18 protein-coding genes are annotated in these 19,959 nt (G+C 58.7%); 5 read left to right on the plus strand and 13 right to left on the minus strand.

What is annotated here, in order from left to right; translation table 11 throughout:
- Position 1 precedes the first annotated feature (1 nt).
- The 5 genes from aspS to ED236_RS04205 form a co-directional block, all read right to left on the minus strand.
- Positions 2 to 1,783, minus strand: coding sequence for an aspartate--tRNA ligase (gene aspS / locus ED236_RS04185; RefSeq protein WP_123236717.1), 1,782 nt, complete (start codon positions 1,781 to 1,783; stop codon positions 2 to 4).
- 10 nt (positions 1,784 to 1,793) lie between these two features.
- Positions 1,794 to 2,414, minus strand: coding sequence for a DUF502 domain-containing protein (locus tag ED236_RS04190; protein ID WP_123236718.1), 621 nt, complete (start codon positions 2,412 to 2,414; stop codon positions 1,794 to 1,796).
- A gap of 7 nt (positions 2,415 to 2,421) precedes the next feature.
- On the minus strand, positions 2,422 to 2,679 hold the full coding sequence (locus ED236_RS04195; RefSeq protein WP_123236719.1) for an FmdB family zinc ribbon protein: 258 nt from the start codon (positions 2,677 to 2,679) through the stop codon (positions 2,422 to 2,424).
- A 179-nt stretch (positions 2,680 to 2,858) separates the two neighbouring features.
- The gene (locus ED236_RS04200) at positions 2,859 to 3,383 is read right to left on the minus strand and encodes a single-stranded DNA-binding protein (protein ID WP_123236720.1); all 525 of its coding nucleotides are present in this window, start codon (positions 3,381 to 3,383) and stop codon (positions 2,859 to 2,861) included.
- On the minus strand, positions 3,383 to 4,762 hold the full coding sequence (locus tag ED236_RS04205; RefSeq protein ID WP_123236721.1) for an MFS transporter: 1,380 nt from the start codon (positions 4,760 to 4,762) through the stop codon (positions 3,383 to 3,385). Before ED236_RS04205 ends, ED236_RS04200 begins: the two co-directional genes overlap by 1 nt.
- 307 nt (positions 4,763 to 5,069) lie before the next feature.
- On the opposite strand from ED236_RS04205, the gene uvrA reads away from it, so the two are divergent.
- On the plus strand, positions 5,070 to 7,886 hold the full coding sequence (gene uvrA / locus ED236_RS04210; protein ID WP_123236722.1) for an excinuclease ABC subunit UvrA: 2,817 nt from the start codon (positions 5,070 to 5,072) through the stop codon (positions 7,884 to 7,886).
- Positions 7,887 to 7,991: 105 nt separating this feature from the next.
- On the opposite strand, the gene ED236_RS04215 is transcribed toward uvrA, so the two are convergent.
- The 4 genes from ED236_RS04215 to ED236_RS04230 all read right to left on the minus strand — a co-directional run bounded on the left by ED236_RS04215 (position 7,992) and on the right by ED236_RS04230 (position 10,520).
- On the minus strand, positions 7,992 to 8,468 hold the full coding sequence (locus ED236_RS04215; protein WP_123236723.1) for a DUF456 domain-containing protein: 477 nt from the start codon (positions 8,466 to 8,468) through the stop codon (positions 7,992 to 7,994).
- A 65-nt stretch (positions 8,469 to 8,533) separates the two neighbouring features.
- Positions 8,534 to 9,229 carry a monofunctional biosynthetic peptidoglycan transglycosylase gene (gene mtgA / locus ED236_RS04220; protein ID WP_123236724.1) on the minus strand — a complete coding sequence of 232 codons (696 nt, stop codon included), beginning with the start codon at positions 9,227 to 9,229 and terminating at the stop codon, positions 8,534 to 8,536.
- Positions 9,230 to 9,233: 4 nt separating this feature from the next.
- The gene (aroE, locus tag ED236_RS04225) at positions 9,234 to 10,058 is read right to left on the minus strand and encodes a shikimate dehydrogenase (RefSeq protein WP_123236725.1); all 825 of its coding nucleotides are present in this window, start codon (positions 10,056 to 10,058) and stop codon (positions 9,234 to 9,236) included.
- Between the two features lie 6 nt (positions 10,059 to 10,064).
- Entirely contained in the window at positions 10,065 to 10,520 is a 456-nt protein-coding gene (locus ED236_RS04230; protein ID WP_123236726.1) for a rhodanese-like domain-containing protein, read from the minus strand.
- Between the two features lie 239 nt (positions 10,521 to 10,759).
- On the opposite strand from ED236_RS04230, the gene glnA reads away from it, so the two are divergent.
- From glnA to ntrC, 4 genes are all read left to right on the plus strand, one after another.
- Positions 10,760 to 12,169 carry a type I glutamate--ammonia ligase gene (gene glnA / locus ED236_RS04235; RefSeq protein WP_123236727.1) on the plus strand — a complete coding sequence of 470 codons (1,410 nt, stop codon included), beginning with the start codon at positions 10,760 to 10,762 and terminating at the stop codon, positions 12,167 to 12,169.
- A gap of 224 nt (positions 12,170 to 12,393) precedes the next feature.
- Positions 12,394 to 12,858, plus strand: a complete 465-nt coding sequence (locus tag ED236_RS04240) for a DUF4124 domain-containing protein (protein WP_162299578.1) — start codon at positions 12,394 to 12,396, stop codon at positions 12,856 to 12,858.
- A 68-nt stretch (positions 12,859 to 12,926) separates the two neighbouring features.
- The gene (gene glnL / locus ED236_RS04245) at positions 12,927 to 14,009 is read left to right on the plus strand and encodes a nitrogen regulation protein NR(II) (RefSeq protein ID WP_123237100.1); all 1,083 of its coding nucleotides are present in this window, start codon (positions 12,927 to 12,929) and stop codon (positions 14,007 to 14,009) included.
- A 33-nt stretch (positions 14,010 to 14,042) separates the two neighbouring features.
- Positions 14,043 to 15,431, plus strand: a complete 1,389-nt coding sequence (ntrC, locus tag ED236_RS04250; protein WP_123236729.1) for a nitrogen regulation protein NR(I) — start codon at positions 14,043 to 14,045, stop codon at positions 15,429 to 15,431.
- A 140-nt stretch (positions 15,432 to 15,571) separates the two neighbouring features.
- On the opposite strand, the gene ED236_RS04255 is transcribed toward ntrC, so the two are convergent.
- The 4 genes from ED236_RS04255 to aroK all read right to left on the minus strand — a co-directional run bounded on the left by ED236_RS04255 (position 15,572) and on the right by aroK (position 19,751).
- Positions 15,572 to 16,783: a porin gene (locus tag ED236_RS04255; protein WP_123236730.1), complete on the minus strand. Its 1,212-nt coding sequence runs from the start codon at positions 16,781 to 16,783 to the stop codon at positions 15,572 to 15,574.
- A gap of 200 nt (positions 16,784 to 16,983) precedes the next feature.
- Positions 16,984 to 18,135: a deoxyguanosinetriphosphate triphosphohydrolase gene (locus ED236_RS04260; protein WP_240032032.1), complete on the minus strand. Its 1,152-nt coding sequence runs from the start codon at positions 18,133 to 18,135 to the stop codon at positions 16,984 to 16,986.
- 4 nt (positions 18,136 to 18,139) lie between these two features.
- Positions 18,140 to 19,225, minus strand: a complete 1,086-nt coding sequence (gene aroB, locus ED236_RS04265; protein ID WP_123236732.1) for a 3-dehydroquinate synthase — start codon at positions 19,223 to 19,225, stop codon at positions 18,140 to 18,142.
- A complete protein-coding gene (aroK, locus tag ED236_RS04270) occupies positions 19,212 to 19,751 on the minus strand; it encodes a shikimate kinase AroK (protein ID WP_123236733.1) in 540 nt (179 codons plus the stop codon). The genes aroB and aroK overlap by 14 nt, the downstream gene beginning before the upstream one ends.
- Between the last annotated feature and the right edge of the window lie 208 nt (positions 19,752 to 19,959).

A 19,959-nucleotide genomic window follows, 5' to 3' on the forward strand; every position in this document is an offset into this window, starting at 1 on the left:
CTTAACTCACATTCTGGGTACGTAAGCGTACATGCAATTCACGTAGCTGTTTCTCGTCCACTTCGTTCGGTGCGTTGGTCATCAGGCACTGCGCACGCTGCGTCTTGGGGAAGGCGATCACGTCACGGATGGATTCTGCACCCGCCATCAGCGTCACCAGACGGTCCAGACCAAAGGCCAGGCCGCCATGTGGCGGCGCGCCGTACTGCAGGGCGTCGAGCAGGAAGCCGAACTTCTCCTGTGCTTCTTCCTTGCTGATCTTGAGGGCGTCGAACACCTTGGATTGCACGTCCTGCTTGTGGATACGCACGGAACCGCCGCCCACTTCCCAGCCGTTCAGCACCATGTCGTAAGCCTTGGACAGCGCTGCGCCGGGGTTGCTGGTGAGCAGATCTTCGTGGCCGTCTTTGGGCGAAGTGAACGGGTGATGCAGCGCGACCCAGCGGTCGTTCTCTTGGTCGTGTTCGAACATGGGGAAATCCACCACCCACAGCGGTGCCCAGGCGCGGCCATCGACGTGGCCCTTGTCGTGGCCGACCTTGAGGCGCAGCGCGCCGAGGGCTTCGTTGACCACCTTGGCCTTGTCGGCGCCGAAGAACACGATGTCGCCGTTCTGCGCGCCGGTGCGCTCAATGATGGCTTTCAGCGCATAGCCGTGGATGTTCTTGACGATAGGCGATTGCAGGCCTTCTTCGTTGAGCTTGGTGATGTCGTTGATCTTGATGTAAGCCAGACCGCGCGCGCCGTAGATCTTGACGAATTCGGTGTAGGCGTCGATCTCGGAGCGGCTGATGCCGGCACCGTTAGGCACGCGCAGCGCGGCCACGCGGCCACCGTCCATGTTGGCCGCACCGGCGAACACCTTGAAATCCACATCCTTCATCACGTCGGTGAGTTCGGTGATCTCCAGGGTGACGCGCATGTCAGGCTTGTCGGAGCCATAACGGCTCATTGCCACGCTGAATGGCATGCGTGGGAACGGGTCTGGCAGGTCGATGTTCTGCACGCTTTTGAACATCTTGCGGATCATGTCTTCCACGATGTTCATGATCTCTTCTTCACCCAGGAAGGAGGTCTCGATATCCACTTGTGTGAATTCGGGCTGACGGTCAGCGCGCAGGTCTTCGTCACGGAAGCACTTGGTGATCTGGAAGTAGCGGTCAAAGCCGGACACCATCAGCAATTGCTTGAACAGCTGCGGCGATTGCGGCAGCGCGAAGAACATGCCGTGATGCACACGCGACGGCACCAGGTAGTCACGCGCACCTTCCGGCGTGGAACGGGTCAGCATCGGGGTTTCAATCTCGATGAAACCGTTGCTGTCCAGGTGGTCGCGCAAGGTCTTGGCCACACGGTAGCGCAGCATCATGTTCTTTTGCATGGCAGGACGGCGCAGGTCGATGTAACGATGCTCCAGACGCACCATTTCGCTGAGGTTGTCGTCGTCCAGCATGAACGGTGGCGTCAGCGACGGGTTGAGGATCTCGATCTCGCTGGCCAGCATCTCCACTTCGCCGGTGGGGATGTTGGGGTTCACGGTGCCTTCAGGGCGCGCGCGCACTTTACAGACGATCTTCAGCACGAATTCGCTGCGTACGGTTTCGGCCAGCTGGAACGCTTGCGGGGTATCCGGATCGATGACGATCTGCGCCATGCCTTCGCGGTCGCGCAAGTCGATGAAGATCACGCCGCCGTGGTCACGACGACGATGAGCCCAGCCGCACAAGGTGACGGTCTGGCCGATGTGTTCGCGGTTCAGATGACCGCAGTAATGAGTACGCATATTGAAATTCTTATTGGATGGGAGGTTGGAGAGGTGCGGGCTTGTCGGCAGGTGCGACGACGCCCATGGAAATAATGTATTTGAGTGCGGCATCCACGCTCATGTCCAGCTCGATCACGTCAGCGCGCGGCATCATCAGGAAGAAACCGGAAGTGGGGTTGGGCGTGGTCGGCACGTAGACGCTGACATAATCACCCTGCAGATGGTTCGCCACGTCCCCGCCGGGCTGGCCGGTCAGAAAGGCCACGGTCCAGCTGCCCTGGCGTGGATACTGCACCAGCAGGGCTTTGCGGAAGGCATTACCGGAGTCGGAGAACAGGGTGTCCGATACCTGCTTCACGCTGTTGTAGATGCTTTTCACCACAGGCACGCGGCCGAGCAGGTTTTCCCACAGCAGGATCAGCTGTTTGCCGAAGAAATTGGTGGCGATGAGGCCGGTGCCGAAGATGATCAACAGGGTGAGGATGGCCCCTATGCCCGGAATGTCCTGCCCCAGCTGGGCTTCCGGACGCCACTCGTACGGCAGCAGCAGCAGGCTTTGATCCATGACTCCGATCAGGGTCTTCAGCACCCATACGGTGATGGACAGCGGGACCAGGACCAGCAGGCCAGTGATGAAGTAGCGTTTCATGTGGGCCTTAGTGGCAGGCGCAGCCAGGGTTGCAGGCGGCAGGTGCAGCGGCTTCTTCGGTCTTCTTGGCCGGCTTGCTGCCGCTGCCCTTGAAGTCAGTGGCATACCAGCCGGTGCCGTTGAGCTGGAAGCTCGGTGCCGACACTTGCTTGGAGAAGGTCTCTAGTCCGCAGGATGGGCAGGTGGTCAGGTTGGGTTCGCTGACCTTGCGCATCACTTCTTTTTTGCAGCCGCAGCTGCTGCACTGGTAATCGTAGATAGGCATGACATCACCCCGAAAAAAGTCGAATTATACCCGAAGGCGCCAAGCTCTACATGGCGATTAGCGGCAGATTATCAAGAGCTTAACGCGATTGTCAGCATGAAAAAGACCGGCCTAGGCCGGTCTTGCTGAGCATCCACAGGGATGGCGGCCAATCAACGGCACCAGCCCGGGTAGCGGCATCAGAACGGGATGTCGTCCTCAAAGTCATCAAACCCGCCTGATTTTTTCGCCCCAGCGGCAGCAGTGCCAGCCGCTGCGCCTGCCGCAGCAGGTGCGCTGCGTTGGCTGGGTGCGGCGGCCCGTGCAGGCGGCGCCTGGTTGAAATCGTCCATGCCGCCGTCGTCCATGCCACCGTCGTAGCTGCCACCACTGCTACGTCCGCCCAGCATCTGCATGCGGTCGGCCACCACTTCGGTGGTCTGGCGCTCGTTGCCTTCCTTGTCCTGCCATTTGCGGGTTTGCAAGCGGCCTTCGATGTACACGCTGGAGCCCTTCTTCAGGTATTCACCGGCCACTTCGGCCTGTTTGCCGAACATGGAGATACGGTGCCATTCAGTGCGCTCCTGCTTCTGGCCGTTCTTGTCTTTCCAGCTGTCCGTGGTGGCGATGCTGAAGGATGCCAGCGCGTCACCGGAGGGCATGTAGCGCATTTCCGGGTCGCGTCCCAGGTTGCCGACCAGAATCACTTTGTTGACCGATGCCATTATTCACTCCCTATCAATTGCAGTGCTTGCGTCTCGTCGAAAGCATGCTGCATGTCTATCTTAAGTATAACCAAACCTTCGTCGGCAAGCACCACCGCTTCGCGTACACCTGCCAGTGTGCCCAGCGCTTTGGCCAGACTGGCGGCGGCTTCCGGGCTCATCTCGTCCACATGGTACATCTTGCTTTTGACCGCAGGTGGCGGCTGCATGCTGATGGCCAGCAGCAGCCAGATGCCCATCAGCACGCTGCAGAACAGGAACACCGAGGCATAACCGTAATAGTGCGACAGCACACCACCCAGAGTGCCACCGAGGAATATACCGATGGATTGTGCGGTGTTGTAGACCCCGATGGCGGTACCTTTGGAGGCCGCCGGTGCCAGTTTGGAGATGATGGATGGCAGGCTGGCTTCCAGCACGTTGAAGGCAACGAAATAGGCTGACAGCGAGAGGATGATGCCCCAGAAGTGGGTGATGCTGGCAGCAAACATCAGTTGTGCCAGCAACATCACGCTGATGGCACCCACAAAGATCAGTTTGAGCTTGGCGCGCTTCTCGCCGTAGATGATGGCCGGCACCATGAGCACGAACGACAACACCATGATGGGCAGGTAGATCAGCCAGTGATCGTTCTCGCTCATGCCGCTGGTCTGCTTGATGGCGAACGGCACCACCACGAACATGGCCATCTGTGCCGCATGCAGCGCGAAGATGCCAAAATTCAGGCGCAGTAGTTGCTTGTTCCGCAGGACATCCTTGAGTTTGCTGGGCGCCGCTTCTGCATCGGAGTGAAAACGGCTGACCACCGGGTCGGGTACCAGGAATTTGACATCAAGGATGGCCAGTGCGGCCAGCGCGCCGGTAAGCAGGAAGATGCCGGGCACGCCGATCACCTGATTCAGCGCCGGGCCCAGGATCAGCGACAGCGCGAAGGTGACGCCTATGGTGCCGCCTATCATGGCCATGGCTTTGGTGCGGTGCTCTTCACGCGTGAGGTCGGCCACCAGCGCCGTGACCACGGCAGACACTGCACCTGCGCCCTGAATGGCGCGGCCGATGATGATGGTATAGAGGTTGTCGGCAAAGCCGGCCACCAGGCTGCCGATGACGAACAGCACCAGGCCGATGTAGATCATGCGCTTGCGGCCATAACGGTCGGACGCCATGCCGAACGGCAGCTGGAACATGGCCTGGGTCAGGCCATAGGCGCCCAGCGCCAGGCCGATCAGCAGATGGCTATCGCCGCCGGGCAGGGTTTCTGCATAGATGGAGAAGATCGGCAGGATCAGGAACATGCCCAGCATGCGCAGGCCATAGATGGAGGCCAGGCTCATGCTGGCCCGCAACTCCAGCGAGGACATACGTTCTGAATGGGCCATGAAAACTATTTGAATGGAATGCGGAAAGTTGCGTATATTATCAGGTTGCTTCGCTTAAGTACCTGTCACTGTGCGGACTTTGTGTCGTTGGCTGCTGGCCCGGTGTTCGCGCCCGGCACGCCGCCGGGTTTGCAAGCGTGGGCTGCGTCTTTAGCTGCGCGCATTCAGCAGGCGGTTGAATTGCCAACATGCGGCTGAATCGCAACGTGCCTGGGTCTGGCTCAGGTTCAGGGTGTCGTAGGTGTATCCGCATCGCGCGGATGGACTGGCGGCTGCTTGATCGGGATTATTTCGGTTCGGATGGTTAATGGAATTCATACGCATACGCGGTGCACGCACGCACAATCTCAAGAATGTTTCGCTGGATCTGCCACGCAACAAGATGGTGGTCATCACCGGTCTGTCCGGTTCAGGAAAATCTTCCCTCGCTTTTGATACCTTGTATGCGGAAGGTCAGCGCCGCTATGTCGAATCGCTGTCGGCTTATGCCCGTCAGTTCCTGGCACGCATGGACAAGCCGGATGTGGACCTGATCGAAGGCCTGTCGCCTGCCATCTCCATCGAACAGAAATCCACCTCGCACAACCCGCGTTCCACGGTGGGCACCGTCACCGAGATCCACGACTATCTGCGTTTGCTGTACGCGCGTGCCGGTGATCCGGAATGCCCGGAGCACGCCATCAAGCTGGAAGCGCAGACCGTATCGCAAATGGTGGACAGTGTGCTGGCCTTGCCGGAAGACACCAAGCTGATGATCCTGGCCCCGGTGGTCAGCAACCGCAAGGGCGAGCAGCTGGACCTGTTCGACGAGTTGAAGGCACAGGGTTTCGTGCGCGTGCGCGTGGACGGCGAGATCTATGAGATGGACAGCCTGCCCAAACTGGCCAAAACCAGCAAGCACAATGTGGATGTGGTGGTGGACCGGCTCAAGGTGCGCGAGGACATGAAGCAGCGCATCGCGGAATCGTTCGAAACCGCCTTGCGTCTGGCCGAAGGCAAGGCCATCGCCATGGAGATGGATGGCGGCAAGGAACATCTGTTCTCGGCCAAATTCTCCTGCCCGCTGTGCGATTACTCGCTGGTGGAGCTGGAGCCGCGTCTGTTCTCGTTCAACAACCCCATGGGCGCCTGCCCCAAGTGTGACGGCCTGGGCCAGATCAGTTTCTTCGACCCCAAGCGCGTGGTGGCCTTCCCGCATCTGTCGCTGGCCGCCGGTGCGATCAAGGGCTGGGACAAGCGCAACCAGTTCTATTTCCAGATGCTGCAGAGCCTGTCCACACATTACGGTTTTGACCTGGATACCGCCTTCGAGGTGTTGCCGCCTGAAACTCAAGAGATTCTGCTCAATGGCAGCGGCCGTGAGGTGATCCCGTTCCGTTATCTCAACGAGCGTGGTGTGTTCTTCAGCAAATCACACACCTTTGAGGGCATCCTCAACAACCTGCAGCGCCGTTATCACGAGACCGATTCGGTGACCGTGCGTGAAGAGCTATCCAAATACCTGAATTCCAAAGCCTGCCCGGATTGCAGCGGCACGCGTCTGCGCCGCGAAGCACGCCACGTCAAAGTGGGAGGGCGCAACATCCACGAAGTGTGCGAATCGCCCCTGCGTCAGGCGCTGGTGTTCTTTGACACGCTGGAGCTCACCGGCCAGAAACTGGCCATCGCCGACAAGATCGTCAAAGAGATCAGCAACCGCCTCAAATTCCTCACCAACGTGGGCCTGGAATACCTTTCCCTGTCGCGCTCGGCCGAGACCTTGTCCGGCGGCGAGGCGCAGCGTATCCGTCTGGCGTCACAGATCGGTTCCGGCCTGACTGGTGTGATGTATGTGCTGGATGAACCGTCCATCGGTTTGCACCAGCGCGACAACGACCGCCTGCTGGAAACACTCAAGCGCCTGCGCGATATCGGCAACAGCGTGATCGTGGTGGAGCACGACCAGGACGCCATCATGGCCGCCGATTACGTGGTGGACATCGGCCCGGGCGCTGGCGAACACGGTGGCAATATCGTGGCCTTCGGTACGCCAGAGGAGATCCAGAATAACGCCGCCTCGCTCACTGGCCAGTACCTGAGCGGCAGCAAGCAGATCGCAGTGCCGGGCGAACGTCATGCCCCGGACGCGCAGCGCTGGCTGCATCTCACCAATGCCACGGGCAACAACCTGCGGGACGTCACGCTCAAGCTGCCGGTCGGCTTGCTGACCTGCGTGACCGGCGTGTCCGGTTCCGGCAAATCCACGCTCATCAACGATACCTTGTATCGCGTGGTGGCCAAGCATCTGTATGGCAGCTCCACCGAGCCTGCACCGTTCGGCGAGGTATCCGGTCTGGAATATTTCGACAAAGTGGTCGATGTGGATCAGAGCCCGATCGGACGTACGCCGCGTTCCAACCCCGCAACCTACACCGGCCTGTTCACACCCATCCGCGAGTTGTTCGCCGGGGTGCCGGAATCACGCGCCCGCGGCTACGGGCCTGGACGCTACTCCTTCAACGTCAAGGGTGGGCGCTGCGAGGCCTGCCAGGGTGACGGCGTGATCCGCGTCGAGATGCACTTCCTGCCTGACGTGTATGTGCCGTGTGATGTGTGCAAGGGCCATCGCTACAACCGTGAGACGCTGGAGATCCACTACAAGGGCAAGAACATCCGCGAAGTGCTGGAGATGACGGTGGAGCAGGCGCATGACTTCTTCAATGCCGTGCCTGCGGTACAGCGCAAATTGCGCACGCTGCTGGATGTGGGCCTGGGCTATATCACGCTGGGTCAGTCTGCGACGACGCTGTCTGGCGGCGAGGCGCAGCGCGTGAAGCTGGCACTGGAGCTGTCCAAGCGCGACACTGGCCGCACCTTGTATATCCTGGATGAGCCCACCACCGGTCTGCACTTTGCCGATATCCAGCTGCTGCTGGATGTGCTGCACAGACTGCGTGACCATGGCAACACCATCGTCATCATCGAGCACAATCTGGACGTGATCAAAACAGCCGACTGGCTGGTGGATCTGGGCCCGGAGGGGGGTGATGGTGGCGGATTCATTCTGGCAGAAGGCCCGCCTGAGCAAGTGGCCACTTGCGCTGCCAGCCACACCGGGCGCTACTTGCTACCTATGCTGAAGTGATTTTCTGCAGCGTCTTGGCGGCTTTGCCGCTGCTTTTCCAAGACGCTGCAGGCAGCTTGCTTTCATGCGTGCTGTTTGGGTAAATGCGTTTCGGATAACGCTTGTTCAGACAAAATAGGCATAGGCGAACATCCCCAGCATCAGCAAGCCCAGTAGCACCTTGGCGGCCAGCGCCAGCACAAAGCCCAGGCCGGCCGCGATGCCCACCCGTGTGGCCTGACCGGCGCCGCGTCTGGCCATCAACTCGCCTAGCATGGCACCGATGACCGTCCCCAGGATGATGCCGGGCACCCCGCCCACGATGCCGACCACACCACCTATCATGGTGCCGTACAAGGCTTGCTTGCTTGCGCCAGCGCGCTGACTGGTCACGACCGAGGCCACCAGATCCACCAGCCAGGCGATCAGGGCAATGACACCGATCACGGCGATGGTCCAGCCGCCCACCAGGCTGAAGTCATCGATCCAGGCAGCCAGCAGCAAGCCTCCGTACAGCAGGGGGATGCCGGGCAAGGCTGGGAACACCAGCCCGATGACGCCAGCGATGACCAGCAGCAGTGCCAACAACCATAACATTTCCATTTTTCAGCCTCCTGTGCGCGGTCAAGCCAAGCGCCGCGCTGACTTGTCAGCAGATGCTCGATACATTAAGGCACCGGGGTGTAGTACATGCGTGCTTGTATGGTGCCGGTGCGCTTGGCGAGGTAGGGGCTGTTGCGCCGTTTGTCGTAGTAGCGCGGGTTGGGCACCATGGCGGCCAGTTGCGCGGATTGATAGGGGCTGAGTTGTGACGCGGATATGCCGTAATAGTGGCGCGCAGCCGCTTGCGCGCCGAACACGCCATTGCCCCACTCGATCACGTTCAGGTAGATCTCCAGGATGCGGCGCTTGCTCATCATCTTTTCCAGCAGCAGGGTGATGAAGGCTTCTTCCAGCTTGCGCCAGGGCGTACGTTGTGTGGACAGGAACAGGTTCTTGGCCAGTTGCTGGCTGATGGTGGAGCCACCAGCGACGATGCGGCCCTTTTTGAGGTTCTTTTCGTAGGCTTTCTGGATGCCTTCCCAGTCGAAGCCCTGATGTTCAAGGAACTTGGCGTCTTCGGAGGCGATGACAGCACGCTTCAGGCTGACCGAGATATGCCGGTAATCCACCCACTGCTGACGTAGTTTGGCGTTCGGATCCTCTTTCTGCATGACTGCCAGCCGGTCACGCATGAAGGCGCTGGAGCCAGGGTTGTGGTCTATCCACCAGCAGATGTGCAGAAAAATCCACAGCTGATAGCCCACCACGATCACGAACAACAGGAACAGGCCGCGCAGCAGCCAACGGCGCAAGGCTTTCATGGCGTCATCCTCTCAGTGCAGCGATGACTGCGGCGGTGTGCGGGCGTATGCCGCGCCACACAAAGAAGGCTTCAGCGGCCTGCTCGACCAGCATGCCCAGGCCATCCGCGATCATGGCGGCGCCCTGCTGGCGCGCATAGGCCATGAACGGGGTTTCGCGGCCGTACATCATGTCGTATGCCAGCGCGCCCGCTGCAAACAACTGCTCCGGCAAGGGTAACTGGCTGTCGCTTAAGCCGGTGGAGGTGGCATTGATGACGATGTCGAAGGTCTGGCCTGCCAGTGCTTCGAACGCTTGTGCATTGACCGACACATAGCGCAGGTCGCCGCGCTCTTCGACGCGGCGTATCATGCGCAAGGCTTTGTCCAGTGTGCGGTTGGCGATCACCAGCAGCTGTGGCTGCTGTTCCAGCAGAGGATGCAGCACGCCTTCGGCGGCGCCACCCGCGCCTATCAGCAGGATGCGCTGCCCTTGCAGGGGGCGCTGCAGATTGTGTTGAATGTCACGCACCAGACCGGCGCCATCGGTATTGTCGCCGGTGATGCCATGCTCATTGAAGATCAGCGTGTTGACGGCACCGGCATCATGCGCGCGTTCGGAGAGTTGATCGCTGAGCGCAAACGCTTCCAGTTTGAACGGAACGGTGACATTGGCGCCACGGTAGCCTTGCTCGCGCAAGCTGTGGATGGTGCTGCTGAAGCCATCAATGGCGGCCAGCACCCGGCCATAATCGATGTGTTGGCCGGTCTGGGCGGCGAACATGGCGTGGATCTGTGGGGATTTGCTGTGCTGTACCGGGTTGCCGATGACGGCGTAGTGATCGCGCATGACCTGTCAGGCGTTGGTCCACGGCAGATCGGCGGCTTTCCAGCCATTAATCCTGCCGCGTTGTTTGCTGTCTGGCGTCGCTTCGCCTTCGAAGCCTTCCAGCACGTTATAGGCTTCGGTAAAGCCCAGCTTTGCCGCTACCGCCGCCGCGTTGTGCGAGCGCCCACCGGTACGGCAGATGAACATGGTCAACAGCTCTTTGTCCACTTGAGTGTCCAGTTGTGCTGCAAAATCCGGATTGGCACTCATACCGGGATAGAACGCCCATTCGATGTGCACGGCTTGAGGGATGCGCCCCACCAGTTCCAGCTCGGCACGGCTGCGCACGTCGATCAGGGTGGCTTGTGGTACCAGTTGCTGCACCTGATGCGCTTCGTTTGGCGTCAATGCACCAGCGTACGGCAGCTGTAATTGCTCTGCGCGTTGCTTTGCACGCAACAAAATCTTGTTCAGTGTCTCCATGATGACTCCAAATTACCGGATACTATAAGTGCCAAGTATAGCGCCAAAACAAGCAGGCTTGCAGGTGCACGCAATTGGTGCGAGGTATAATAAGGCCGCACCATAAATGTGCGAACGGCCTTGCTGGCGCGGGTTAAGCGGCTGTGCCAAAATGAAATATTGCAATTTTATCGTGGCACATTTCCTGCTAGAGTTACATGTCGGATTTTTAACAAAACCTATCTAATTAGGAGAATTAAATGGCGGTCGCTGATGTAATGCAAATGGTGAAGGACAACGACATCAAGTTTGTCGATTTCCGTTTCACCGATACCCGGGGTAAAGAGCAGCACGTAACGGTTCCTGTCTCTGCATTTGACGAAAGCAAGTTCACCGAAGGTCATGCATTCGATGGTTCTTCCATCGCTGGCTGGAAGGGTATCCAGGCTTCCGACATGCAACTGATGCCTGATGCTGATACGGCTAACATCGATCCATTCATGGACGAGCCCACCCTGATCCTGACCTGTGACGTGATCGACCCGACTGATGGCAAGGGTTACGATCGTGATCCACGCTCCATCGCCAAGCGCGCTGAAGCCTATCTGCAATCCAGCGGTATCGGTGACGTGGCCTATTTCGGTCCAGAGCCGGAATTCTTCATTTTCGATTCGATCCAGTGGGATAACACCATGCAGGGTTGTTCCGTGAAGATCAACTCCGAAGAAGGTGCATGGGCATCCAATGAAAAATTCGAAGGCGGTAACACCGGTCACCGTCCTGGTGTAAAGGGCGGTTATTTCCCCGTGCCCCCCGTCGACTCCCTGCACGATATCCGTTCCGCCATGGTAATGACCCTGGAAGCCATGGGCGTGCCTGTTGAAGTGCATCACCACGAAGTCGCGACTGCTGGTCAATGTGAGATTGGTACCAAGTTCAGCACGCTGGTACAGCGCGCTGACTGGACCCAGATCCTCAAGTACGTGGTGCTGAACACCGCCCACGCTTACGGCAAGACCGCTACCTTCATGCCCAAGCCATTCTTTGGTGATAACGGTTCCGGTATGCACGTGCACCAGTCCGTATGGAAAGATGGCAAGAACCTGTTCGCAGGCAATGGCTACGCTGGTCTGAGCGATTTCGCCTTGTACTACATCGGCGGCATCATCAAGCATGCACGTGCCCTGAATGCCATCACCAACCCAGGCACCAATTCCTACAAGCGTTTGGTTCCGCACTTTGAAGCACCAGTGAAGCTGGCCTACTCTGCCAAGAACCGTTCTGCTTCCATCCGTATCCCGTTCGTACATTCCGACAAGGCGCGTCGCGTCGAAGCCCGTTTCCCGGATCCTATCGCCAACCCCTACCTGGCATTCAGCGCTCTGCTGATGGCTGGTCTGGATGGCGTGCAGAACAAGATCCACCCAGGCGAGCCAGCGACCAAGGATCTGTACCATCTGCCTCCAGAGGAAGATGCAATGATCCCAACCGTCTGTTCTTCGCTGGAAATGGCGCTGGAAGCCCTGGACAAGGATCGTGAGTTCCTGACCCGTGGTGGCGTGTTCTCCGAAGACTGGATCGACAGCTACATCGCACTGAAGATGGACGAAGTGAACAAGGTGCGCATGACGCCGCATCCGGTTGAGTTCGGTCTGTACTACAGCTGCTAATCGCGCTGTTAATCGCTAGAGCGGCTAATCACTAGCAGAGCGTAGCAAGCAAAAGGCGGGGAAACCCGCCTTTTGCGTTTCTGGCATCTGTAGATTGCACGCTTCGTTGCTGCGCGCAGACCCGTGCTCGGGTTGTTTCACTTTAGCAACTCCACTACACTGCCTGCATGCATAAAGTCACTGTTCTGCTGATACTTGCATGGCCGTTGTGTCAGGCGTTCGCCGTGCACGCCGAGATCTACGTGAGCCGCGACGCGCAAGGTCGCGCCACCTATTCGAATGTACCCAGCAAAGACGCACGCAGCCTCAACCTGGAAACCCGCATCCCGCAGTCGCCTGCGCCTGCCAGCAAGCCGATCAGCAATTCCGCCAATGGCGTTGCCGTGGATAAGCCGCCACGTATCGCCGCGCCTGCCTTGAGTAATGGGTTCCCGCGCATTGACACAGCCACTCAGCTGCAACGCGACGACATGCGCAAGGTGATCCTGCGTAGCGAGCTTCAAAGTGAACAACAGGCATTGCTTGAGGCGCGTAAGCAGTATGCAGAAGCGAGTGCCGCGCCAGAGCTGGCAGCAGATGGCCGTGCCAGCAGTCGTCATAGCCGAAAGATCGAGCAGATCCGCGCGGATCTCGCCAATCACGAGCGCAATATCCAGTTGCTACAGAAAGAGCTGCAGCTGATCCGCTAGTATTGTCCCGGCTGTCTATCACTGCCCTGGCTTTTGCACTGGCCTGGCTTTTGCTTAAGTTGAGCGCCATGGTACAAACAATCCCTTCTTCATTCGCTGGACTCGAACACCTTGCCACGGCCGTCATTCTGCTGGACCGTGAACGCCACGTGGTTTATACCAACCCCGGTGCCGAGATCCTGTTTGCACTCAGTGCGCGTCAGATCGAAGGCCTGGAGTTGTCGCAGGTGTTTCCCGGCTGCGAGATCCTGCATTCGGCCGTGGATAATGCCATCCAGCACAATAGCCCGTTCCGTGAGCATGAATTCCCCATCACCACGCTGCGTCAGCACTCATTGGCGGTGACCTGTGCGGTCACGCCGGTGGATCTCAAGCCGGCCTGTCTGGTACTGGAGTTTCAGCAGATGGATCAGCAATTGCGTATCGCGCGCGAGGAGCGCATGCTGATCCAGCAACAAGCCAACGCGGAATTGCTGCGTAATCTGGCGCATGAGATCCGCAACCCGCTGGGCGGTTTGCGCGGCGCAGCCCAGTTGCTGGAACATGAGTTGCCGCAGCCTTCGCTGCGAGAATACACGCAGGTGATCATCAAGGAAGCGGATCGCCTGCAGACCTTGATGGACCGCTTGCTGGTGCCGCATCGCGTGCCTCGATACGAGCCGACCAACATCCATGAGGTGCTCGAGCGCGTACGCAGCTTGTTACTGGCGGAATCGCCGCAAAGCATCGTGGTGCGTCGCGACTACGATACCAGCTTGCCGGAGCTGATCGGTGACCGCGAAAAACTGATCCAGGCCGTGCTGAATATCGCACGTAACGCGGTACAGGCCATGCAGGGCACTGGTCAGATCACGCTGCGAACGCGGGCCGAACGGCAGGTGACGCTGGCCAAAAAGCGCTACCGCGTGGCCATCAAATTACAGATCGTGGATAGCGGCCCGGGCATCCCGGAAGACATACGTGACCGCATCTTCTATCCGTTGGTGTCTGGTCGTGAAGGTGGTTCTGGCCTGGGTCTGACCCTGGCGCAAACCTTTGTGACCCAGCATCATGGCATGATCGAATGCGAGAGCCAGCCGGGCAGGACGACGTTCACCATCCTCTTGCCGATTGAAAGCAGTGTCAGGAAACACGTTGCCGCACGGCAATGATTATTCAGAACCACACGTAACTTACAGGACATCATGAAACCAATCTGGATCATTGACGACGACCGTTCCATCCGCTGGGTGTTCGAAAAAGCGCTGGGCCGTACGGACATGGAATTCAAGACCTTTGCGTCCATTGCGGAAGCCCTGAACGGGCTGGAGCAGGAAACGCCACAGGTGGTGGTCAGCGATATCCGCATGCCGAATGGCTCCGGGCTGGATTTCCTGCAGGAGATCAAACAGCGCTTGCCGGATATCCCGGTCATCATCATGACCGCCTATTCAGATCTGGAAAGTGCGGTTGCCGCATTCCAGGGCGGCGCGTTCGAATATCTGGCCAAGCCCTTCGATGTGGACCAGGCCGTGGACATCATCCGCCGTGCTGTGGACGAGAGCATGCGGCAGGCGATCGAAGCGGTCGCCCCGGAAGCCACGCCCGAGATCATCGGCCAGGCGCCTGCCATGCAAGAAGTGTTTCGTGCCATCGGCCGCTTGAGCCGGTCGCACGCCACGGTGCTCATCAACGGTGAATCCGGTACCGGCAAGGAGCTGGTGGCCAGCGCGTTGCACAGGCACAGCCCGCGTGAAGACAAGCCGTTCATCGCCATCAACACTGCAGCCATCCCCAAGGATCTGCTGGAATCAGAACTGTTCGGCCATGAGCGTGGTGCATTTACCGGCGCGCAGGCTGCACGTCGCGGGCGTTTTGAACAGGCAGATGGCGGTACCCTGTTCCTGGACGAGATCGGTGACATGCCCTCCGACCTGCAGACGCGGCTGCTACGCGTGTTGTGTGATGGGCAGTTCTATCGCGTGGGCGGGCACCAGCCGGTCAAGGTCAATGTACGCATCATCGCCGCAACCCATCAGGATCTGGAAGAGCGCGTCAAGCAGGGCCTGTTCCGTGAAGATCTGTTCCATCGCCTGAATGTGATCCGTCTACGCTTGCCGCCACTGCGTGAGCGACGTGAAGATGTGCCCTTGCTGGCACGGCACTTTCTGCAGCAAAGCGCGCAAGGTCTGGGCGTGGAGGCAAAACAGCCTTCTGTGGCTGCGCTGAAATACATGGCGGGTATGAACTGGAGTGGTAACGTACGGCAACTGGAAAACGTCTGCCACTGGCTGACCGTGATGGCGCCTGGTCAGAACATCGATGTCGCTGACCTGCCACCTGAGCTTAAAGAAGACGCAGCCAGGCCATTGAGCACGGCTTCCTGGCAGGAAGCGCTCGCTGCGGAAGTCATGGATGCATTGAATCGCGGTGAGCAGGACGTGCTGGAAACACGCACACAAGAGTTTGAACGCATCATGATCCGCAAGGCATTGCAGCATACCGGTGGACGACGTATCGAAGCTGCCAATCAACTTGGCATGGGGCGCAACACGTTGACCCGCAAGATCCAGGAGTTAGGCATCGACGAGTAATGCCTGGCCGGATAAGGCTAGGAGGAAGCCAGCATTAGGGTTTGAAATCGACTAGTGTTTTGATTTATTTCAACTAATTTAGGCAATAAAAAACGGCACCCTAGGGTGCCGTTTTTAAGCGTACTGCCTTCTAAACTAAATTAGAAGAACAGAATCGCGCCAGCAGCGATGGTCTTTTGCTCGCTGTCTTGAACAGCTGCATGGGACTCGGTATCCAGTTGCGAGTATTCCACAACCAGATTCAGGTGCTTGGTCAGAGGATGGTAAGCACCGATGGTCCAGCGCTCGTTCTTCTTAACGAAGTTCGCAGCACCGTCAGTTCCGGTGTTGTCCAGATTGCTCACGCCGTAGCTAGCGCCCAGCTTGGTGCCAATACCTGGCAAAGCGTAGGTAGCTTGTACGTAGCCGCCGTCGGAATCACGACGCTTACCAGCAGCATCAACTGCGCCCAGCAGGAAACCGGTGGTACCGATACCCTTGCCGTCGTAGTAGTAACCGGTCAGGCCGAAACCAGCTACCTTAACGGTTGCACCGACGTCGAAGCCGCGAGCGGTTTCGTCACCCAGAATGCCACCAGCGCCCAGATCTTCCAGTTTTTGGGTGATGAAGCTTGCCCAGATCTTACCGGAAACATCACCAGCCCACTCGTAGTTAACCTTACCTTCAAAACCTGGGGTAGAACGGCTGCCAATTGCTGCGTCAGCGTTCAGAGCCAAGTTGTTCCAAGGTTGCATAACACCAGCTGCGAAGCTGAAGCCGTTCCAGTTAGGGGACATGTAGGAAACTTGTGCCTTCCAGTCAGCGTACAGGTAACCGGTACCGATACCGCCGATGGTGGTGGTGTTACCGCTCAGGAAGCCGCCGCCGCCCACGCCCAGCAGGGTCATGTCGTTCAGGATAGCGTCAGAACCGAAAATGCCCAGATCCTTACCCAGCTTGATGGTACCCCAGCTAGCATCACCGAAGGTCAGGAATGCTTGACGGTTTTCTTGGTTGTTGCCGTTCTGGTTTTGAATCAGAGCGTTGTTGGTGGAGCTACCTGGTTGCAGGCTGATGGTGAAACCTACGTCCAGATCGTTCTGGCGGGTCTTACCGGATACGCTCAGGTAGTTAGGCAGCAGGCCGGTGGTGATGTTGGTTTGGTTGTCATCAACAGTGCCAGCACCGAAGCAAGCGGTTTGACCAGCGATGCCGCTGTTACGATCACACTTGTTGTAGGTGTAGAAGGTGTTGACGTTACCGCCGATGTCCAGCGTCCAATCGCCAGCTGGGATGATGATGCCAGCGTTTGCAGCAGAAGCGCCGAATGCCATGACGGCACCAGCAACTGCCAAGCCTAGTTTCTTGTTCATCTGTATCTCCTAATATATTTCTAATTAAATTCGTCTGATCTACCTTGAGTTGCGGATCCGACGACAGAGTTCGCGAACTCCCCTTACGAGAAGGTAGGGCCAGTATGCCAAAGCGCGATTACGCACAGCAAGCGCTGAATGCAGACTGGTTGAGTAAGTTGTATCAAAGTGTTGCAAAAGCGCAACAATGTGTAAGCAGGCTAGAGTGGCTGCTCTTCGATGGCGAACAAGCGGCGATATTCGCGTATGGCATAGCGGTCTGTCATGCCGGCGATATAGTCTGCAACCGCACGTGCATGGTCTTCGCGGGCGCGCAGCTGGAATTCGTCCGGCATCAGGCTGGCATCTTGTATGAACACCTCGAACAGCTGGCGGATGATGCGCTCGGCTTTGGCGCTCATGCGGTTGACACGGTAGTGTCGATACAGCTTGTTGCGTAAAAAACGCTTGAGCTCAGCCTGTTGAGCCTGCATCCCGCTGCTGAAAGCGATCAGTGGCGGGCTGCGGCGTACGGCGTCGATATCGGCCGGCGCGGCCATCTGGATATTCAGCGTGCTTTGCATGCACAGATCGACCACCAGCGCATTGATCATGCGGCGTATGGTTTCATGGATCAGGCGACGGCCGCGCAAGTCCGGGTATTTTTCCTGCACGCCTTGCAGTTGATCGGCGAACAGCCTGACTTCCGCAAGCTGCTCCAGCTTGATCAGGCCGGAGCGCAGGCCATCATCCACATCATGGTTGTTATAGGCGATCTCGTCGGCGAGGTTGGCGACTTGCGCTTCCAGCGAAGGTTGTGTCTTGTCCAGAAAACGCTGGCCGACATCGCCCAGTTGCCTTGCATTCTTGAGCGCACAGTGTTTGAGGACGCCTTCGCGCAGTTCGAAGGTCAGGTTCAGCCCGTCAAACTCGGCGTAGCGTTGCTCAAGGTGGTCGATGACGCGCAGCGATTGCAGGTTGTGCTCAAAGCCGCCGTATTCTTTCATGCAGGCGTTGAGGGCGTCCTGGCCGGCATGGCCGAATGGCGTGTGCCCGAGGTCGTGCGCCAGCGCGATGGCTTCGACCAGGTCTTCGTGCAAGCCGAGTGAGCGCGCGATGCCGCGGCCGATCTGCGCCACTTCCAGGCTATGGGTGAGGCGGGTGCGGAACAGGTCGCCTTCATGATTCACGAATACCTGAGTCTTGTATTCCAGACGTCTGAACGCGCTGGAGTGGATGATACGGTCGCGGTCGCGCTGGAACTCATTGCGCCCTTGTGGTGCTGGTTCCGCGTGGTGACGGCCCTGGCTGTGTGCCGGGTCGGCAGCGTAAGGGGCCAGTATGGTAGCCGGCTGTGTATGAGCCGTCGACACCGCATCAGCCATGCAGCGGGCTTTCCAGCGTGGCGCGCAGAGCGGCCACATCGTAGTCACTGGAAACGACGGATCTGCCTATGCCTTGCTGCAGTACCAGCCTGATCTTGCCGTCCAGCACTTTTTTATCCAGCCCCATCAAGTCCAGATAGCGGTCTGCGCCCAAACCAGGGGGCTCCAGTGGCAGCCTGGCAGCGCGGAAGATGGCATCCATGCGGGCCACTTCGGCATCACTGAGCCAGCCCATGCGACGCGACAGGTCGGCGGCCATCATGGTGCCCGCCGCGACCGCTTCACCGTGCAGCCAGACGCCATAGCCCATGCCGTTCTCGATGGCATGGCCAAAGGTATGCCCCAGGTTGAGCAGGGCGCGCTCGCCTGATTCACGCTCGTCCGCGGCCACCACTTCCGCCTTGTTCTCGCAGGAGCGGTAGATCGCATAGCGCATGGCATCGGTGTCCAGTGCCGTCAACTTGTCGATATGTGCTTCCAGCCATTCGAAGAACGGCAGATCGCGGATCAGGCCATATTTGATCACTTCGGCCAGCCCGGCTGCCAGTTCGCGCTCAGGCAGTGTGTGCAATGTGTCGATGTCGGCCAGCACCAGCTGTGGCTGGTAGAACGCCCCTATCATGTTCTTGCCCAGCGGATGATTGATGCCGGTCTTGCCGCCTACAGAAGAATCCACCTGTGATAGCAGCGTGGTCGGCACCTGGACGAAGGGCACGCCACGCAGATAGGTGGCTGCGGCATAGCCGGTGAGGTCGCCCACCACGCCCCCACCCAGTGCAATCAGGGTGGTGCTGCGCTCGCAACGGTTCTCCAGCAGCGCATCGTAGATCAGGTTCAGCGTCGCGCTGTTCTTGTAGGCCTCGCCATCCGGCAGCACGATACTGATCACGGCAACACCCGCGTCACGCAGCGGCTGTGCCAGTTTTTCAAGATAGAGCGGCGCCACCGTGGTGTTGGTGACGATCGCGACCTGCTTGCGTTTCAGGTGCGGCAGGATCAGCGCTGCTTGCGCCAGCAGGCCACGTCCGATATGGATGGGATAACGGCGGTCGCCGAGTTCGACGTTAAGGGTTTGCATGCTGTTGAACCGTCCTGCGGGTATTCAATAAAGATTCGATGTGGTGCACCAGTTGTGTCACCGGCTGACCGCCAGTTTCCACTACCAGTGCCGCCACTTCGCGGTACAAAGGGTCGCGCTGACCATGCAATTGCTCCAGTCGTGCGCGTGGATTTTCGGTTTGCAGCAGCGGGCGATTGCGGTCATGGCGCGTACGCTGCCACAAATCATGCACCTTGGCCGCTAGATAGATCACCGTGCCGCGCTCGCGCAAGTGGTCGCGATTCTCCTGCTGCAGGATGGCGCCACCGCCGGTCGCCAGTACGATAGGCCCCAGCTGGGTGAGTTCGTCGATGATCATGGCTTCACGCTTGCGAAACCCTTCCTCGCCTTCCATCTCGAAGATGAGCGGGATGCGCACGCCAGTGCGATGCTCGATCTCATGATCGCTGTCGTAGAAGTCATAGCCCAGATGCTTGGCGAGCAGGCGACCCACAGTGGTTTTGCCCGCGCCCATCAGGCCGACCAGAAAAATATTGTCCTGCATTGGCTGAGAGTCCAGCGATCAAATAAACGCTTTATTTTAAGGGAATACGTTGCGCCTGTCAGATTCCTGCGCTATCACGGCGAAGAGCGGTGCTTACAGCTCAAGCAGGCATGAGGATGAACCGGGTCGATTGCTGCGTTATCAGTCCGGAGGAGTCCATCGCAGTAAGGGCTGCGGCAGATTTAGGTTCAATATCCTGCCCACATAT

It is taken from the genome of Pseudomethylobacillus aquaticus (assembly GCF_003730115.1).
Classification (GTDB): domain Bacteria; phylum Pseudomonadota; class Gammaproteobacteria; order Burkholderiales; family Methylophilaceae; genus Pseudomethylobacillus; species Pseudomethylobacillus aquaticus.

Coding starts and splice junctions, on each gene's coding strand:
- aroE (WP_123236725.1), bottom strand. CDS start 10,058: ATGCGCGATCACTACGCCGTCATCGGCAACCCGGTACAGCACAGCAAA.
- mtgA (WP_123236724.1), bottom strand. CDS start 9,229: ATGAAAGCCTTGCGCCGTTGGCTGCTGCGCGGCCTGTTCCTGTTGTTC.
- ED236_RS04190 (WP_123236718.1), bottom strand. CDS start 2,414: ATGAAACGCTACTTCATCACTGGCCTGCTGGTCCTGGTCCCGCTGTCC.
- aspS (WP_123236717.1), bottom strand. CDS start 1,783: ATGCGTACTCATTACTGCGGTCATCTGAACCGCGAACACATCGGCCAG.
- ED236_RS04230 (WP_123236726.1), bottom strand. CDS start 10,520: ATGGAGACACTGAACAAGATTTTGTTGCGTGCAAAGCAACGCGCAGAG.
- uvrA (WP_123236722.1), top strand. CDS start 5,070: ATGGAATTCATACGCATACGCGGTGCACGCACGCACAATCTCAAGAAT.
- glnL (WP_123237100.1), top strand. CDS start 12,927: ATGGTACAAACAATCCCTTCTTCATTCGCTGGACTCGAACACCTTGCC.
- ED236_RS04255 (WP_123236730.1), bottom strand. CDS start 16,783: ATGAACAAGAAACTAGGCTTGGCAGTTGCTGGTGCCGTCATGGCATTC.
- aroB (WP_123236732.1), bottom strand. CDS start 19,225: ATGCAAACCCTTAACGTCGAACTCGGCGACCGCCGTTATCCCATCCAT.
- ntrC (WP_123236729.1), top strand. CDS start 14,043: ATGAAACCAATCTGGATCATTGACGACGACCGTTCCATCCGCTGGGTG.
- ED236_RS04215 (WP_123236723.1), bottom strand. CDS start 8,468: ATGGAAATGTTATGGTTGTTGGCACTGCTGCTGGTCATCGCTGGCGTC.
- aroK (WP_123236733.1), bottom strand. CDS start 19,751: ATGCAGGACAATATTTTTCTGGTCGGCCTGATGGGCGCGGGCAAAACC.
- ED236_RS04195 (WP_123236719.1), bottom strand. CDS start 2,679: ATGCCTATCTACGATTACCAGTGCAGCAGCTGCGGCTGCAAAAAAGAA.
- ED236_RS04200 (WP_123236720.1), bottom strand. CDS start 3,383: ATGGCATCGGTCAACAAAGTGATTCTGGTCGGCAACCTGGGACGCGAC.
- glnA (WP_123236727.1), top strand. CDS start 10,760: ATGGCGGTCGCTGATGTAATGCAAATGGTGAAGGACAACGACATCAAG.
- ED236_RS04205 (WP_123236721.1), bottom strand. CDS start 4,762: ATGGCCCATTCAGAACGTATGTCCTCGCTGGAGTTGCGGGCCAGCATG.